Annotated in this window: 10 protein-coding genes; 1 reads left to right on the forward strand and 9 read right to left on the reverse strand. The window is 62.9% G+C overall.

The genetic code is table 11. The features are described from left to right. Nucleotides 1-99: 99 nt before the first annotated feature. The gene (locus tag HUI96_RS23925) at nt 100-1,029 is read right to left on the reverse strand and encodes an NAD(P)-dependent oxidoreductase (RefSeq protein ID WP_188257230.1); all 930 of its coding nucleotides are present in this window, start codon (nt 1,027-1,029) and stop codon (nt 100-102) included. Between the two features lie 102 nt (nt 1,030-1,131). On the opposite strand from HUI96_RS23925, the gene HUI96_RS23930 reads away from it, so the two are divergent. Further along, nucleotides 1,132-1,983 (forward strand): LysR family transcriptional regulator, encoded by an 852-nt coding sequence (locus tag HUI96_RS23930; RefSeq protein WP_188257231.1) that lies wholly within the window; start codon nt 1,132-1,134, stop codon nt 1,981-1,983. A gap of 199 nt (nt 1,984-2,182) precedes the next feature. Here the strand turns inward: HUI96_RS23930 and HUI96_RS29945 are convergent, their stop codons facing one another. The 8 genes from HUI96_RS29945 to HUI96_RS23970 form a co-directional block, all read right to left on the reverse strand. Next, on the reverse strand, nt 2,183-6,232 hold the full coding sequence (locus tag HUI96_RS29945) for a putative Ig domain-containing protein (protein ID WP_273033211.1): 4,050 nt from the start codon (nt 6,230-6,232) through the stop codon (nt 2,183-2,185). Nucleotides 6,233-6,403: 171 nt separating this feature from the next. Continuing rightward, on the reverse strand, nt 6,404-7,924 hold the full coding sequence (locus HUI96_RS23940; protein WP_237684329.1) for a lipopolysaccharide biosynthesis protein: 1,521 nt from the start codon (nt 7,922-7,924) through the stop codon (nt 6,404-6,406). A 113-nt stretch (nt 7,925-8,037) separates the two neighbouring features. Continuing rightward, nucleotides 8,038-8,916 carry a sulfotransferase family protein gene (locus HUI96_RS23945; protein WP_188257232.1) on the reverse strand — a complete coding sequence of 293 codons (879 nt, stop codon included), beginning with the start codon at nt 8,914-8,916 and terminating at the stop codon, nt 8,038-8,040. 74 nt (nt 8,917-8,990) lie between these two features. Further along, nucleotides 8,991-10,313 (reverse strand): HlyD family type I secretion periplasmic adaptor subunit, encoded by a 1,323-nt coding sequence (locus HUI96_RS23950; RefSeq protein ID WP_237684330.1) that lies wholly within the window; start codon nt 10,311-10,313, stop codon nt 8,991-8,993. Nucleotides 10,314-10,342: 29 nt separating this feature from the next. Then, nucleotides 10,343-12,109, reverse strand: a complete 1,767-nt coding sequence (locus HUI96_RS23955; protein ID WP_237684344.1) for a type I secretion system permease/ATPase — start codon at nt 12,107-12,109, stop codon at nt 10,343-10,345. Nucleotides 12,110-12,663: 554 nt separating this feature from the next. Then, on the reverse strand, nt 12,664-13,917 hold the full coding sequence (locus HUI96_RS23960; RefSeq protein ID WP_237684331.1) for a polysaccharide biosynthesis/export family protein: 1,254 nt from the start codon (nt 13,915-13,917) through the stop codon (nt 12,664-12,666). 257 nt (nt 13,918-14,174) lie between these two features. Further along, the gene (locus HUI96_RS23965) at nt 14,175-15,326 is read right to left on the reverse strand and encodes a glycosyltransferase (protein WP_188257234.1); all 1,152 of its coding nucleotides are present in this window, start codon (nt 15,324-15,326) and stop codon (nt 14,175-14,177) included. Nucleotides 15,327-15,517: 191 nt separating this feature from the next. Then, nucleotides 15,518-17,347: a transposase gene (locus tag HUI96_RS23970; protein ID WP_337918605.1), complete on the reverse strand. Its 1,830-nt coding sequence runs from the start codon at nt 17,345-17,347 to the stop codon at nt 15,518-15,520. Nucleotides 17,348-17,500: the final 153 nt, after the last annotated feature.

The raw sequence follows: 17,500 nt of genomic DNA on the forward strand, positions 1-17,500 counted from the left end.
CCATTGGAACCGGATGGACGCTCACTCGCGGGGCATCCGGTGAAGTTCCACGTTGGGACAAGGGGGAACGCTCGCAGCATCCCCCGCTTTGATATGAGCCTATTCGGCTGCCTGATGGATCACTTCCCACGGAGCCACCCAGTCGCCGCTGACGCGTAGCTCGACGCCCGCGTCATCTTCCACGACTTTGCAGACGGTCATTTCGCCCGCTTCGGCGCCATAGCGATCGCCGGCTTCACGGAAGCGCGCATAGCAGGCGTCGAGCATTTCCGAGCGGGTTCCAGTTTCCTCGAGCAGTTCCTTGATCAGGCCCAAGTCCTTCAGGCATAGCTTGATCGGGAAGGAAGGATCGTAGTGACCCGCGAAAATCGACGGGACATCGTGCTGCATCACGAAACTGTCCGCAGCCCCGCCCTTCATCACCTCCCACCAGACATCCGGCTCGAGACCAGCCTTCTTGGCGCACACCATGGCCTCGCCAATGGCCGCCGCATGCACCTTCCAGAGCTGATTGTTGACCAGTTTAGCGACGTAGCCGTTGCCATACTTGCCAACTTTTCTGAGTTCACCCATCGCCTCGATAACGGGACGCGCGGCCTCCACGTCGGCATCTTCCCCGCCCACGAACATTGGCATGTCACCGCGGATCGCCGCGTCGACCGAACCGGTGACCGGGGCATCAACCGGCCTGCCCCCGGCCGCCACGAATGGCTTGACGAGTTCACGCATGAACCGAGGCGAGGAGGTCGTCATGTCGATCCACAACTTGCCCTGGCAATCGCCCTTCAGCAGTCCTTCTGGCCCGTTCAGGACGGCATCCAGATGAGGCGGACCGAACACCATGGATACCACACAATCCACCTGCCCAATCATGTCGCGAGGGCTGTCGACCCACTTCGCTCCCATGGCGATGTGATCCGTCGCCGCTTCCGGGCGCAGATCGAAGACATAGGTTTCGAAACCCGCGCGGATGATATTCTTGGCGGCGTTGCCGCCCATGGTCCCGAGACCGATGAAACCGACCTTCATTCCAACCTCTGCAGTTATCAGGTGTGCGGGAACCTAGACGGTTTGCTGACTATCGATAAAACAAGAAGAATCTATCGCCACAATTAGGATTCTTAATAGGGCATGGCCGATATCGACATGAAGCTCCTGCGCTCCTTTCTGTCCGTCGCGACGGAGAGGAATTTCTCCAGGGCGGCGGATCGCCTTGGTTGCTCGCAGGCTACCGTGTCGCTCCGCATAAAGAATCTGGAAGGGACCCTCGGTCGGAAGCTGTTCGATCGAGGCTACCATCTGGTCGAATTGAGCCAGGCTGGCCGAGATCTTCTTCCCCAGGTGCAGATCATCGTCGACCACCACGACATGCTGTTCGACGGGATGAAGCGCGGCAAGATAACGGGCACCGTCAAACTCGGCGTCGCCGAGGACTACGTCCAACCGATCCTGTCGCGGTTGATGAGAGTGGTCGAAACCTCTCTTCCCGGCGTCGAACTCAGCATCACGTCGATGCTCAGCGCTAAGCTCGCTAATATGGTCGAGGCGAGAAACCTCGACCTAGCGATCGTGACGCTTCCTACCCAGAAAAGCCACTCGACCGTGCTCAGTTGTCCGAGGCTAGTGTGGGTCGCGGCCGAGGATTTCGTCATCGACAGAACGAAGCCGTGGCCATTGGCCTTCTATCCGGAAGGATGCGTGTTCCGAGCGGCCGCCATGGGCGCGCTGGGGCGCGAAGGCGTGAAGTTCCGCGAGTTCCTGAACAGCGCGAGCGGCGAAGTGATCAAGTGCGCGGTTAGCTCGGGGACGGCTGTCACCGTCATGGCCGAAGGCACGATTCCCCACGGGTTCATCGCACTGCCCAAGGACTCGGGACTGCCGGAACTCCCGAACACCTGCATCCAACTGCTGGAGCGTGCGGACGGTCTGTCGAAGGCGGCTCAACGGTTGAAGGTCTCCATCATGAAGCTTCTAGGTGCCTGATCCGGCGCGGGCGCGCTTCCACTCTCGACGACATTGTCGGCATGACATTACAAAATTGTCCCCATCGTCGGCGCTTGCAGAGATCAAGCGTCGGCGCCAGGCGCGCGCAGAAAAGCGCGGCAACGGCAAGAAGCCGAGGGAGCCCCGCGCCTCCACCCAAGATGCCGAGACCCGCGTGCTACGGCGCCAAGGACACCGACTAGACCAGGAGGTCGGTTCGGAAGTCGTTGTCGTGGAACTGCGCCACCTGGACACCAAGCAGCGTGAGCCGGTCGCCGCCACCCAGATCTGCCACGACATTGGCTCCCTGGTTTGTGGCGACCTGCGCAAATCTGCTTGCGCTGTCGATACCGAATGCCCTGAGATCAAGGACATCGCCGATGCTTGCGCCAGGCACGAAATTGGCGATGGTGTCCTGACCGTCGCCGGAGTGGAACACGAACTGATTCCGGCCATGGCCACCGACCAGCATGTCGTTTCCGCGGCCGCCGTTGAGCGTGGCGTTGGCGCCGAGACCCCACAGATAGTCAGCGCCCGCGGTGCCATTCATGACATATGCCCCGTCGACGATGGTTGGCGAACGGCCGGCTGGCGTCGGGATGAAATATGAATCCTTGAGGAGGCTGGTTACCGTGCTGCCGTTGAAACTGCTGACCGTATAGAACTCGATCAGCATGCCGGCGTCGGTGATCGTCACCAGGTTCGCGCCGACATTGGGGACGGTGCGGCCGCCGCCGCCAAGGCCCGTGGTGATGTAGGGCAGAGCGACACCATCGCCGTTGTCGTCCCTGTTTTCCCGATAGTAATTGTGCTGGTGGCCGGCAAACACCGCGTCCACGCCCCATTGTTCGAACGGCCATGCCATGGTGCCAGTGCCGCCGCTCGGGTTGAACGCCGTGTGGTGGTAATAGGCAAGGTTGAAGCTTGCGTCGGAATCCGCAAGGACCGATTGCATCCACTTGCCCTGTACCGACGTGGGACTGCGACCATCGGGTTCCTCCTTGTTGCTGTTGAGAGCGAACAGGTGGACCGGCCCAACCTGGAAGTCGTAATACCTCTCGTTGTCGGGCAGTGTGAAATAATTCAGGTAGGCGGGAACATTGCCTTCGCTGTATTCGTGATTGCCAAGCGAGGGGAAGAAGCGGTTGATGGCGCTTCCGCTCCCGTACGCGCCCTGATAGTTGCCGATGTAGTCGTGGTACTGCTGGCCGATGGCAGCATCGAGGGACTGCGGCGCATAGACGTTGTCTCCCACGGTGAGGACGAAATCAACGTTCCAACTGTGGACGAGCGCCGAAACGGCTTTTTCGCCCGACAGATCGGTATCGCCATAGTCGCCGAAGATCGCGAAGCGGAACAGAGTCTGTGGCCCCGATGTCGGAACGACGCTGGCCGTATAGGCATGCTTGTCGGTGCTTCCGTCGGAGGAGGTGGCGGTGACGTTGAGGGTGACGGTCGGCTCGGCCTGGGCGTTTAGGGTGCCGGTGGCCGAGCGGGTGATGACGCCGGTGCTGGGGTTGATGGCAAAGCGCGCGTCGTCGATGCTGTAGGTGACGGTCGAACCGGCGTCCGGGTCCCTGGCTGAAGCGGTGATGCCGATGACGGTTCCGGCGGCGGCGTTCTGGGCGATCCGGTTGGTGGCCGCATCGGCATCCGGTTGGGGGTTGAAGGCGACCGGTTCCGGGCTGTCGAGGATGCCGAGGGTGTAGGTCTGGTTCGCCTTGCTGCCATCCGATGAGGTCGCCGTCACGGTCAGGTTGACCGACGGCTGGGTCTCGAAATCGAGCGTGCCGGTGCTCGAGCGGGTGATGACGCCGGTGCTGGAATTGATGGCGAAGCGCGCGTCGTCGATGCTGTAGGTGACCGTCGAGCCGGCGTCCGGATCGCTGGCCGCGGCGGTGATCCCGACGGCCGTGCCGGCGGCGGCAAGTTCGGCGATCTGGTTGACGGCGGGGTTGGCATCGGCCGGGTTGTGGAACGCAACCGGACTGCCGCTGCCCCCACCGGGCACGTAATACTCGACATGCAGCAGTGGCGCCGCGTCGGGCCGGCTGTCATAGGCGCGCGCGTTGCGGGTGCCGGTGCCGCTGACGAGGAACACCATGTCGTTGGTTGGCGCCCAGCCGCCGCGGCTGACGATCTCCTGCACGATTTGGGTCAGGTCCGGCGTGCGCTGGCCGGCGCCGGCCGCGCCGCGCACGCTCCAGTCCGGTGGCGCCCAGTTCACCAAGGCGTCGGTGAGCGGGCGCGACGAGGCATTGAAGGCGGCACTGGTGAAGGCGGCCGCATCGTCGGCGTCCTCGCCGCGAATCTGCAACTGCGAGGCGCCGGTGGTCACCGTGTCGACAGTGAACTGGATATAGGCGTTGGTGATGACCGCGCCCTTGGGGATGTCGAGGCCGGTAAAGCGCATGCCGACGGTCTGCTGCGTGCTGCCATCAAAGGTCAGCTCGAGGTCGGAGCTGGTGAAGGACATCGCGCCCGACGACACGCGCTGCTCCACATCGTCGGCGCTGGAGGCGACCCGCTTCTCAAGGATCGTCGGGGTGGCGCTGGGTGCGCCGCTGATGCTCAGGCTATATGCGTGGGCGGCGGTGCTTCCGTCGGAAGAGGTGGCGGTGACGTTGAGGGTGACCGTCGGCTCGGTCTGGGCGTTGAGGGTGCCGGTGGCCGAGCGGGTGATGACGCCGGTGGATGGGTCGATGACGAAGCGGTTGTCGCTGATACTGTAGGTGACGGTCGAACCGGCATCGGGGTCCCTGGCCGAGGCGGTGATACCGACGGCGGTTCCGGCAGCAGCGTTCTGGGCGATCCGGTTGGTGGCCGCATCGGCATCCGGCTGGGGGTTGAAGGCGACCGGTTCCGGGCTGTCGAGTATGCCGAGGGTGAAGGTCTGGTTGGCCTGGCTCCCGTCCGACGAGGTCGCCGTCACCGTCAGGTTGATCGACGTCTGGGTCTCGAAGTCGAGCGTGCCGGTGCCCGAGCGGGTGATGACGCCGGTACTGGAATTGATGGCGAAGCGCGCGTCGTCGATGCTGTAGGTGACCGTCGAGCCGGCGTCCGGATCGCTGGCCGAAGCAATGATGCCCAGCGTCGTGCCCGCAGTGGCGAGTTCGGCGATCTGGTTGGCGGTCGCGTCGGCATCGGCCGGCACGTTGAAGGCCACTGGCGAGCCGGCCGGACCGGGCATCTGGTACTCGATGTGCAGCAGCGGCGCCCCAGTGGCGAGTTTTTCGTAGGACGTGGCGGTGCGCGTCCCGGTGCCGGTGACGAGGAAGGCCATGTCGTTGAGGGCTGCCCAGCCGGAGCGGTTGACGATCTCCTGCACGATCGCCGTCAGGTCCGGGGTGCGCTGGGCGAGGCCGGCATCGCCCACCTTGATCCACGGATCGGGTGTCCAGGCCGCCGACGCATCCGTCCTGGCGCGCGCCGACACGTCGAATTTGGCCGCGGTGAAGGGATTGGCGTCATCGGCGTCTTCACCCTGGATCAGCAGCGAGGTTGCGACAGAGCCGGGCTCGTCGGTGCGGAACTGGATATAGGCATTGGTGATGATGGCGCCCTGTGGGATGTCGACGCCGGTGAAGCGAAGCCCGACAGTGTGGGCCAGCGTGCCGTCATAGCCCAGTTCCAGATCGGTGACGTTGGCGGACATCCCACCCGATGTCGTCCTCTGCTCGACGTCGTCGCCGGCACTCGCCACGCGGCGCTCGACAATCATCGGGGTGGGGCTGGCGGAAAGGGGCCCGCTTGCGGCGGCCGCGGCGTCCACCTTGGCCGTCATGACTGGCGGAGGCGTGACGTCAGCGTTGGACCCCTGACTCGTTCCCATGTAATGCCCGAGACCCGAGGCATTCGCAGTCATGGTGTCGGACAAGGTTCCGCCGCCGACATCACCTGCGGATGCCGCATCGGCGAGGGTGCTCCTGGAGGATACGAAGCCGCGGTCACTGCTCACGGCCGATCCCGGGCCCCGCGCGTGATTGTCCTCGCCGGCTCCCACGACCAGGATGTCGGCATGATCTGAGGTCGTGGCGGACGTGCCGTGGACACCGCTCTCGTCCGACGTCGTCCCAGGCAGCATGCCGTAGGCATGGGAACGCGCGGCGGCGTCGGGAACGGCGGTTTCGATCGGCAGGGACCAATTGTCGGTCAGCCCACTGTCGACCGTATCCAAGTCGAGGCTAGTCTCCGTCTTGAGATGGTTCGCGCTGCTCCCGCTGGCGGGAGGCCAAGGCAGTCGGGTCATCTTGGATCTCCTTTCCGCAACTTTCTGGGCTCAGAAACTCGATGTAGTCTCGACCCGCGCCAGCCGTTCGAAATCCGGTCGGGGGAGACGCCGAGGACGGCAAGCTTGCGGGCAGCTCTCTGCCAATGGCCGTAAGGGACCGTTTACCGACGAGGCGCCAGCAACCGGCTGCTAGTCAGGCCGCGTCCTCAATCGCAGAGGACCCAGTTGAAACCCGACAGGGACCAACTCCGCGACTATTCGCAGCAGCGACCGCCCGTCCCGGCCAAGGAACAGCGACGGCATGAGCCAGGTCAGCAGGAGTCCTCCGGCACTCGCCACCGATGCCACGTAGATGAGCAGGGCGAGCGGCGGCACTTGGAATTCGCGCAGTTGATCGGTCAGTACCCAGACGGCCGCTCCGATTACGCCTGCGAGCGCCATGCCGGGCAGGTGTGCCGTGCCGAATTCCGACCAGCGCATCTCGGTGACGCGGAGGCTCAGTTGCGCCATGAGCAGGAAGTTGGCCGCAATGGCCACGACAACGCCAAGCGCCACGCCGGCCACGCCCCAGTGCTGTCCTACGATCGAGCCTATGGCGACGCCGCCAGTGAAGATGGCCTGCCGCCAGGCCCTGGCGTAGACTGTGCCGGTGGCACGCGACACGGAATCGCTGAGCTTGTAGCTCGTCCTGAACAGCATCCCGAACGCCAGGACCTGGAGCGGGACGATGGCCTCCTCCCATCCCCGTCCGAGCAGCACCCGCACGACTTCTGGCGCCACGATTGCCACGACCACGCTGGCCGGCAGGACGAGCAGCGCGCAGCCCGCCACAGCGCTTCGGTAGGCCCGGGCGAGGCGTACGGGCTCCTCCTGAACCAGCGCCATGGTCGGGAACAGCACGCGGTCGAGAACCTGCCCGACAATGACGGCCGGCGTCGTCATGAGTTGCGAGGACAAGGAGTAGATGCCCAGCGCCTCGGCGCCGAGCCAGCGCCCCACGACAAGCCTGTCGACTTGGGCAGCAAGGTAGTTGCAGATCCGGGCAAGGGTGAAGCCGCCGCCGAAATAGAGCAATTCGCCGATCGCGCGCCGCTCCAGCATGAGGCGCTTGGGGTGCGGTTGGCCGAGGAGCAGCACTGACGTGCGCAGCGCGTACTGAGTCACCAGCGCGCCGACGAGCGCCCAGATGCCGAAGCCGAGCCAGGCCAGCGTCGTCCCGGCGATGACGAAGCCGACGGCAAAGGCGGCTGCGTCGATGGCTGCGAGCCAGCGGAAGCGCAGCGCGCGCTGGGCCGTGGCCAGCGCCACCGTGGAAAGCCCTTCGCAAAGGAGCACGACGCAGGCGGCGCGCACCACCGGTGCCAGTTCGGCAAGCCGTATTGCCTGCGCGATGGTGGGCGCCAAAGTCCAGACCAGCGCGGCGGCGACGACGCTAAGGAGGAGCGACAGGGTGAACCCGACCCGCAGATGGCGCTCCTCGAGCACGGGCCGCTGTACGATCGCGGGGGCAACGCCAAGGCCCTCGAAGATAGCCGAAAGCTTGATGATGACCAGGGCCGCGGCATACAGGCCGAGTTCGTGGGGCGACAGGAGCCGGGCCAGAACGAGGAGCGCAATGAGCTCCGCCACGGCCAGCACGCCCATGGACAGGGCCGTCCAGAACATGCCCACGACACTGCGTTTTGCCAAGCCGCGTCGGCTGTCGGTCATGCTATGCTCCTTCCGCTCGGCCGATCCAGGCAGTTGGCCGCCGCAACTTCCCACCTGCCACTGAACTGGATGAAATGCGTACCGCCGCCCAAGGTGGCCGGTCCGCGCTAGCGTCATCGAAGAGCCGGCGGGACCTCATAGCCGTAGAACCGCATCTCCTCCTGGATCTCAGGCAGGATGGCCTTGAGCTTCTCCGGATCAAGGCGGAGCCATTTCTCCTGCCGAGTGGGGTCGACCATCTGCTTGGCAGCGCGGACGATTTGGTCGCTGCACTCGAGCCCACAATGGTCATAGATGCGCCGCAAGACCGGCTCGGGATCCTGCATCAGATCCTCATAGCGTATCGTCAGGACGCGGCCCTCTCCGAGCCTTGCCAGGTCCTCGCGCGCGCTTCGGTTACCGCGCGCCCACTGACGCGCAATCACCCTCAGTGTGCCGAGTTTCTTCAGGTCTTCATTGATCCCAATGTATCGCGGCCCATAGATCGGTATGTAGTTCCTTCGAAGAACCCTCTTGACCAGCAACTGCTTGATGAAGTTCCCCGCATAGTGGTGAAGCTGAGTCACCGGCGTTGCTTGAAGGGTCCTCTTCAGCCCACGCAACGTTTTGGTCCGCTGCCACTTGATCTCCATGGAACTGATGAAGGAGAACGGATTTCTCGTAATGTAGAGAAATATCGCCTCCGGAAAGATCTTGTGGACGTAGGGAACCCGTAGGACGTTCGATGGTGTATTCTCCATGATCTGCTGACCGCCATTCGCGGATTGGAAACTGAGGAACCGCTTACGGATGTAGCGGACGACCTTTTCCGTGGCATCGCGTTCGCCGAATTCGTCATGGCGTCGGGCCGGGTCGGCATATAGCCACAGAGTCCTTGGTTCGTACCAGGTCACGATGCTCGGATGCAGCCCAATCAGCTTTTGGGTGATGGTGGTGCCGGACCGATAGTTTCCTATCAGGAAAATCGGCGGCTTGAGCTTTGCTGCCGTCATCTCGACCATCCATCTCAGACACGTGAACTCGGGTTGGAAATGCAGTGGATGTGACTAACCGCGGCGATCCCGAACTAATCGTCGCGGAATGCGCGCATCATCTGGTCGGTCAGAGGCTTCATCAGATAGGAAATCACTTTGCGATCTTGGGTCTTGATGAATGCTTCCACCGGCATGCCAGGGATGAGTGTGACAGGCCCAAGGCTCGCCACCTCCTTCTTGGTGAGAGCAAGGCGCGCCACATAGTAGCTCTCGTTGGTGCGCTGGTCGCGCGTGACATCGGCCGCGATCATGGACACGACGCCGGCTACCTCGGGCGTGGTGCGCTGGTTGAAGGCGGCGAAGCGAAGCAGGGCGCGTTGGCCGATCAGAAGCTGGTCGATGTCCTGCGGAGCGACCTTCACTTCGACCGTAAGGGTATCGGTGTCGGGCACGATCAGCATGATCGGCTCCCCTGCGCCGATCACTCCGTTCACGGTGTGGACTATCGACTGATGAATGGTGCCGCTGGCGGGAGCGCGAATGTTGACGCGTGACAACTGGTCTTCCGCGGTAACCCTGCGCTCCTCGAACTCGGCGATCTTACCCTCGACTTCGCGCAGTTCCCTGCCGGTGTCGCTCGCGAATTCCTTGTCGAGTTGCAGAATCTGGAGTTCGACTTCGGCAATTGCACCCCTTGCCTGGGCGATGCTTGAACCAAGCTGTGCCCGCTCGCCGATGATACGGGTCGCCTCGCGTTCGTTGGCCGTCACCGTGGACATGGGTGTAAGCTTCTTCTCAAAGAGAGTTCGGAGGCCGTCGAGTTCGCTGTGAATCAGCCGGATCTCCTGGGTCTTGGCGAACTCTTGAGCTGAATAGCCTTCGATCTGCTTCTGGAACTGGTCCATGCGCTCGCGAAGCCGGGCCTTGTTGCCGGACAGTGCGATCCGGCGGAGCTTGAACAGCCGCTCCTCGCTGGCAACCATGGCCGCGACCTCAGGCTCGTTCATCCGGGAGACCAGCATCGGAGGAAGCGTCATCGGCTCCACTCCGTCGCGCTCGGCCTGGAGGCGGGATTTGCGCACATAAAGCTCGTCCAGACTCTTCGTCACGAAGGCGAGGTTGGCGCGCGCAATCGTGTCGCTGAGTTGCACCAGCAGATCTCCGGCCTCCACGTGGTCGCCGTCGCGCACGAATATCTTGACGATGATGCCGCCGGTCGGATGCTGCACCACCTTTTCGCTGGTCTCGACGACCACCGCGCCATGCGCAATGATCGCTCCCGAAATGTCTACCGTCCCCGCCCAGATTCCAATCAGGCCGAAAAGCAGCGCGATGACGCTCGTCCCGCCCAGCAGATTGCGACGGATGGAGTGCCGGCTGGGAGGCGTCCAGTTCATGACGATGTCTGTCGACAAGGTCGTGGCTACCCGTGGCTCAACCGTCTTCAATTCGCTAGCTGGACCGAACTTGGGACCGTGTCTCGGCCCCTCGGCATTGCGACCGAGGCATTGAAGATCTGCGGCAGTACACGCTCCCTCGGGCCGAACATGCTCATCTGCCCGTCCTTCATCGACAGGACAAAGTCCGCGGCAGTGAGGATGTTCTGCCGGTGCGCCACCATAACCACGATTCCTCCGCGTGCCTTGACCCCGAGGATTGCCGCGCCAAGCGCGATGTCGCCTTCGATGTCAAGATTGGAGTTCGGCTCGTCGAGGACCACCAGGAAGGGGTCGCCGTAGAGCGCGCGCGCGAGGGCGACACGCTGGCGCTGCCCGGCGGAAAGCGCTGCTCCGCCCTCGCCGATCTGTGTCTCGTAGCCATTGCCGAGACTGACAATCAGGTCGTGGATGCCCGCTGAGCGCGCGGCAGCAACAATGGCGTTTGCGTCTGGCTCCGGATCGAAGCGGGCGATGTTGGCGGCAACTGTCCCCGCAAACAATTCGACATCTTGGGGCAGATAGCCGACATATCGGCCGAGGCGCTCTGACGACCACTGATCGAGCGCGGCACCATCGAGCTTGATGCGGCCCGCCAGCGGCCGCCAGGCGCCGACCAGCCCGCGAACGAGGCTCGATTTGCCGGAGCCGCTTGGTCCGATGATGCCCAGTACCGAGCCCGCCTCGAGACGGAGCTCGACGCCCTGCACGATGATCCGTTGTGCGCCCGGCGCTCCGAGCGTGATGCGCTCGACCGTCAAGTTCGATCGGGGCGCCGGAAGTGCCATTGGTTGGGCATCCTGAGGCAGGCGGGCAAGCAATTGGCTCAACCTGCGCCAGCTTTGGCGTGCGCCTACGAAATTGCGCCAATGGGCAATGGCAAGATCGACGGGCGCGAGCGCGCGACCCGACAGAATCGAGCCGGCGATGATGATTCCGGCCGTGGCTTCGCCATGGATCACCAACCAGGCGCCCACCCCTAACATTGCTGACTGGAGCATCAGCCGCAGGACCTTGGCAACGCTGCCGAAGCCGCCCGCGATATCGCTGACGCGCTGTTGCTGGGCGAGATACTGCCGGCTAGCATACCGCCAATGGTCGTGCAGGCGCCTGCCCATGCCCATCGCGGCAAGCACCTCGGCGTTACGGCGGCTCGCCTCGACCAGGCTATTGCGCCGGACGCTGCTCAAAACCGCACCTCCCATCGGTTTGCGCGTGAAGACTTCGGTTGCGGCCGTCAGCGTGACCAGCACGATAGTCCCACAAACGGCAGTCACCCCGAGCGTCGGATGGAAGCTCCATATGATCGCGAGATAGAAGGGCAACCATGGCAGATCGAAGAGCGCGGTGGGTCCGGCGCTGGAGAGAAATGTCCGGATAATGTCGAGATCACGTTGCGGCTGCAGCCCGTCCCCCTGCTGGCCAGCAACCAATGGCAGCCGCGTAATGGCGGTGAATACGCGCCCCCCGACCGCCTCGTCCATTTCGGCGCCGATCCTTGTCATTATGCGGCCGCGCACAAGGTCGATCACTGCCTGCCCGATGAACAGGACGCTTGCAAGTATCGATATGCCGACCAGGGTCGGAACGCTACGGCTCGGCAGCACGCGGTCATAGACCTGCAGCATATACATGGCGCCCGTCAGCATGAGGATGTTGCTCGCCGCGCTGAAAAGCGCGACGCCCGCCAGCGCTCCCTTGCAGGATCCCAAGGCGCCGGCCAGTTCCGAACCGGGGATCGGCTTGGTGACCGCGACAGGGGCTTCGGCACGCAGTTGCGGCAAGCCGATCGCAGAGTAGCCTCCGCCTCGCCGTCTTGGCCGGCGATCGGCAGCCATGAGGAGCAGCCCTACGGCTCCGGCTGATAGCCAGACCGGTACAGTGTCCACTGAAGTCAAAAGCTGGCGATAGGGCCTCAGGCTGAGCGACTGGTCCGCTGCCAAGGCCGGTCGGCCGCCACCGTGCATGCCGATCCAGTCCGGCAGAACGCCGGCTGAAACCCAGTTCGGCGACGCCAGCCTTCCGTAATCGACGAAGCGCGGCAGAAACTCAATTCCCGCACGAGCCAGCACGACGAGGATCAGGACCGCACCAACGATACGCAATCGGCCGAAGGCGCGGCGACGGCGCTGGAGCCGGCGTGCAATCCCCCGAGGCGCGCCCCCGTTGAGCGCCGACAACGTACGCCGGAGGGCCTGATGGTTCGCCCTGGCCGCCATGGATACCGAGTATTTCCTGTCCACGGGATTAAGGTCCTGCGTCCGGTGTCGGCAGCGTGTTGCGATCAAGCTATGAGGGCAAACGTTGTTCTTTTGCCGGGCGCCCTAAGCTACTGTCCGATAACAGCACTCGGCTGCATTCCCGGGCCGGTTCCATCTGGAGCAGCCATGGTTGAGGAATTGAGTGTCTCCGGAGCGTAAAACGCCTTGTTCGCCTCAACCGAGACCTCGATCACATCCCCTGGCTTCACTTCCGTATTTTCACTGGCCAAGAGGGTGTGAGCCGATTTCTGGTCGCGCCGGAAGATCGAAATCCGCACGGAGCCTTGCAGATCGTCAAAGGTCCTCTGTTCACCGTAAGAGAAGAGGAACAGGAGCTTGTCGGCCACGGACCTGATCTGGCTCTGAACCTTTCCCAACTCCACTTGCGTGTCCTGGATCTTAGCGATCAGCTCGATTTCATGGCTCTGGCGCTTTCGTCGTATTTCACTCTCCAGGTTCATCATATCCTGCTGCTTCTGCGTCTGCTGAAGCTCAGACTGCGCAAGGTCAGCGCGGTAGCTGGTCTGCGCCCTTTCCATCGTCAGGATGTTTGTATTTGTGATCAAGCCCTGTTTCCGCATAGCTCGGAGGGCTTCCAGTTCCTTGAGCTGGATGGTCGCGGTCTTTTCACGCTCCTCCCGAGCCACTGCGATCATGTCTGCTTCTTTCCTGGCCCGAACCAGCGAGGCCTCGAAATAGGAAATCTCGTCCTTGAACGCGGCCAGTCGCGCCTCCAGTTGCGCCTGCTCGGACGCGACGATCTCTCGGATCAGGCTTGGGCCAAGTTCGATCGGCGGGTCAGATGGGGCAACAAAGGACTTGTCCTGCCGATTTTCGGCATTCAGACGGGCCAGTTGAACGTTCAGCCGATATTCCTCGAGCGTCAGGTTTGCGCGCGAACTGCGCAGATCCGCGATTTCCAGGGCCGGTACGCCCCCCCTCGTCGCGCTGGGCCGGAAACCGCCGGCTATGGCAAGGGCATGGCGAACGGTAATTCCCGGCTGAAACGGGTACGATCCGGGATTCGCCACGGCTCCGGCAATGAAGAACGGCCGATGCTGGCCAATCTCGACTTTCACGAAGGGTTCCAGGATCAGCTTCTGCTGCTGAAATGCCAGCTGAATGGCCTGGGAAAGAGCACCGGGAGTGAAGCCGCGTGCCGGAATCTCGCCCAATAGGGGAAGCGATATCGAGCCCGCATCGTCGATGACGACTTCCAACGGATAGGACGGCTCACCGAGCACGGAGACGCGAAGGACGTCGCCGGTGTCGAGAGTGTACCCCTCGGCATAGGAAATGTCGGCGGTGAGCAAGGCAAGCAATACAACGAGACTGCTGCAGATTGCGCACGCACAACTGGACGCATCCCGAAGCCTTGCAAACAACCATCGGCACCAAGACGCGGACAGGAGATTCTGATCGGAACAACGGTTCATCCCTCGTACTCCGGCTGCCACGCATGAGTAGTGTTGGTCGAAGGGGCGCTCTTCAAAGTGCATCGTCATGAATGAGGGCGATCAAGGTCGCGCCTCGGGAAGATCTGCCGTGCTTGCGGTCGCGGTGTCTCGTGAAGGAGGACTCACTGGAGCCTCGACGCGAGCACCGACCGGTAAACCATCTCGACGTGTTCGCACATCGCGTCCAACCCCCAGGACGAAAGGTCGGTGCGCCTTGCGCCGTCGGCCAGCCGGGCGCGAAATGTCTCGTTCTCGAGAAGATCGGCGATGGCCGCCGCCGCGGCACTCACGTCGTCTGCCGGCGTCAGGATTCCATTGACCCCATGCCGCACAACCTCTTCGATTCCGGGCAAACGCGATGCGACACAGGGGCGGCCGCCCGCCAGGTACTGCATCACGACGCGAGGCAATCCCTCCCGCATCGACGTCAGCACACAGACGTCAGCCAGGCTGATCAGGCGTTCGGGCTGGGAATGATAGCCAATCAGACGAATGCTGCGCGCCACGGGCGACCGTGCGATCGCCTGCTCCACGGCGGGTCGCGCCGGGCCCTCGCCGGCCAGGAGCAGCCGCACGTTCGGAATCCGGTCGACCACCTGCGTGAATGCTTCGATCAACTCGATATGGCGCTTTCTTGGTTCCAGCGCAGCCAGCATCAGGACCACTGGCGGCTTTGGCGCACCGGCTGCCGTCTCTAGGAGCCGATGCGGTTCCTCCGGCCAGCGGGCTTGCGAGAATCGGGACAGATCGAAACCGGAGTGGACGATATGGTGCTGATCGGGGCTGCCGATTTGATGGGCCAGACAGATGTCGCGCATCGCCTGGCTGACATGAATGAAAGCTTGCGTGGGTCTCGCCGCCAGACGTTCAGCGGCCAGGAATGTCATCTTCCGCACATTGCCAACATGCACGAACGGCAGGATGTGCACGCCATGGATGATGCCTGGAATACTCGCTTGCCCGGCGGCGAGGCGGCCAATGATGCCGGCTTTGCTTTGATGGGTATGCACGATGTCAGGCCGCCTTTCGCGCATGAGGCCTTTCAGTTGCCCAAAGGCCGAAATGTCATGGGGCGGTGATAACGGGTGAACGAGCGCGTCGAGCGTTACCACCCGAAGGACCCCGGTAATGGACGCTCTCAAAATCGGGTCATACTCCCGACCGTGAACCAGCGTTACCTCGTGGCCGTTTCGCACTTGAGCGAAGCAGCACGACAACGTGTTCTCCTCGGAGCCCGCCCGAAGCAGTCGAGTCAGAACATGGACGATTTTCATGAGACTGGGTCTCGTGATACCGACAGATCGTGAATCCGGGCTGGAGAGGCCGGAAGCGGAACCGCAACTGTCTTCAGGATTGGTCTTCCCCGTCACCGGGACCGGCTCGTCCATGGAAGGGTTCGGGACGGCCGAACGCCTCGCCGTTACGTCGTGGGGATGAAGATCGGCGGCTGAACCTCTGCCCTTTCCTACAAGGACAACCAGATCCGCCTGAACAGCTCTCGGTTGACCGCCTCTATGCCGGAACTCGCATCAACGACGCGGATGTCCTTGTCCAAGGCCCGCAACTCCGCCATCAGCGACAACCGCGCATCGAATGCTTCCTTGCTGATCTCTCCCGGCTTCCGGCTGTCGGACACGGCATGATCGGAAACGAGGTGAAGTGTCAGATGTGGCCGGAATTCTTCCATTTTTTGGTAGAGTTTCTGTTCGAGCCGGGCCAGCGGTGCCAGGCCGCGGACTAAAGACAGCTTTGGGGGGATCATTGGGCCGTCGAGATAGCCGCTGCGCCGCGCTTGCGGCCACCGGTCGCAAATGACGATCAGGCCGCGTGTCGCCCATCGATGGGCACGCTTGACGACGGCATATCTCTCAATCGCAATCAGAACGCCCCAGACCGCCAGCCCGGCCCCAAGAATTCCCTGCTTTGCCCCACGTCGCTGGGATGCCGCCTCGTTGTCGCTCTGGACCGCTGCGGCCTTGAGCTGACGCCTGTGGCGGAAAACAAGACGTTGCAGCACCTTGCGAAGCCACCATCCGGTGCCTTCTCCGGTCCCGAGATATGCCTTCGCACAGCCGAACTTCCAGCGGAACAGCTTCGTCAGCCGATCGACCTGAGTGCTCTTTCCCAGCCCGTCCGGGCCGACCAAGGCCACCACGATTCCGCCCGATCCAAGCCGCCTTTTCGCCGGAACGGCACGGGGCATCAGGCGCCCCAGAACGCTCACGGCACGATACGAAATCTTGCGGACGAGATGGACAGCCGGATCCGCAATCCCGCCACTTCCGGTGAACCCTGACATTTGCCGGATCGAATGCCGCAGCCTAGTGAGATCTCGGCGGTCAACGGCAAGGCCGTCCCCTTCCTGGCGGATTCTGCAACTCACCATGCCGGTGCGGCCAAACCTGCATTCCGCGACATGCACACCTTGCTCGCCGGGCACGGCAGGCAGTTTTGCAAGCTGATCCTTCCAGTCACCTGATATGGCGACCCACCGCCTCCAGGGAAGTGCCCAGGCGCGGAAAGCAAAGCGGGCAATGGCGATCCGGATCTCGTCTTCGGGAGAAACGACAGGGACGGACACTCCGTTCACGGAAGTCCGCTGCCAGCCGGTGATGGCCGAATAGTCGAATGCCAGATAGCGCTTGCGGAACTTCCAGCCGACACGCACCCCGATATGTGTGTCGAGATGAAGATATCCGCCACACGAAAAGTCGGGCACGAACCAGTCTTCGCGGCCGGCACAAACATTGTCATGGCAGGACAGGCTCACGCCGCGGAGACCATGGAACCGGTTCACGATCGCGCAAAACGCCGGATAGTCCTGCTTGTCCACAAGCAGATCTACATCGTCGCGTCCGGCGAGCGCATCCGGCAGGGTCGCGAGGTTCCGGACTATTCCGTATCGCACGCCAGCCTCGTCCAGTGCTTGAAACAGCGCGGCCGCGACCGGCAGCGAAAGGACGGTTAGGGAAGTGCTGAGAGGCGCGTTTGCGTCTGCTTGAAGCGGGCTGGCGTTCTCCCGGCTTTCCGGGTTCCCAGGGACCGTGCCCTCCTGAACAGCCCTGCGTCGCCACGCGAATACCTGCTGCGGAGCTATCCCATGCGCCCGCGCGATCGCTGAAACATTTACGCCCGGCATTAGCGCTTCCGCCACAATTCCTGCCTTGGCCTCGGTAGACCAATTACGGCGCTGCTGCCGAGGTGAGCCGCTCTGATGCCGGCGCCCGCCTTGATTTGTCCCCCCGGGCTTAGGTCTCGAATTGCGTTCCAAGGACATCCCGTTCTTGAATGCCATTCATTTGCGCTCGAAACAGTCGGGGTTGGCCCGGAAAGATGCTTGTTCGAATTCTGGTCTGGCTGATGCCGATCAGCTGCAGCCGGAGCATCCCCTCCCCTTTCCCGGCCAGCGCGAGGCTTATTCCTTTTCGGCAAGCTGCCGCACTGAGGG

This window comes from Pseudaminobacter soli (ex Zhang et al. 2022), from assembly GCF_014595955.1.
GTDB lineage: Bacteria > Pseudomonadota > Alphaproteobacteria > Rhizobiales > Rhizobiaceae > Kumtagia > Kumtagia pseudosoli.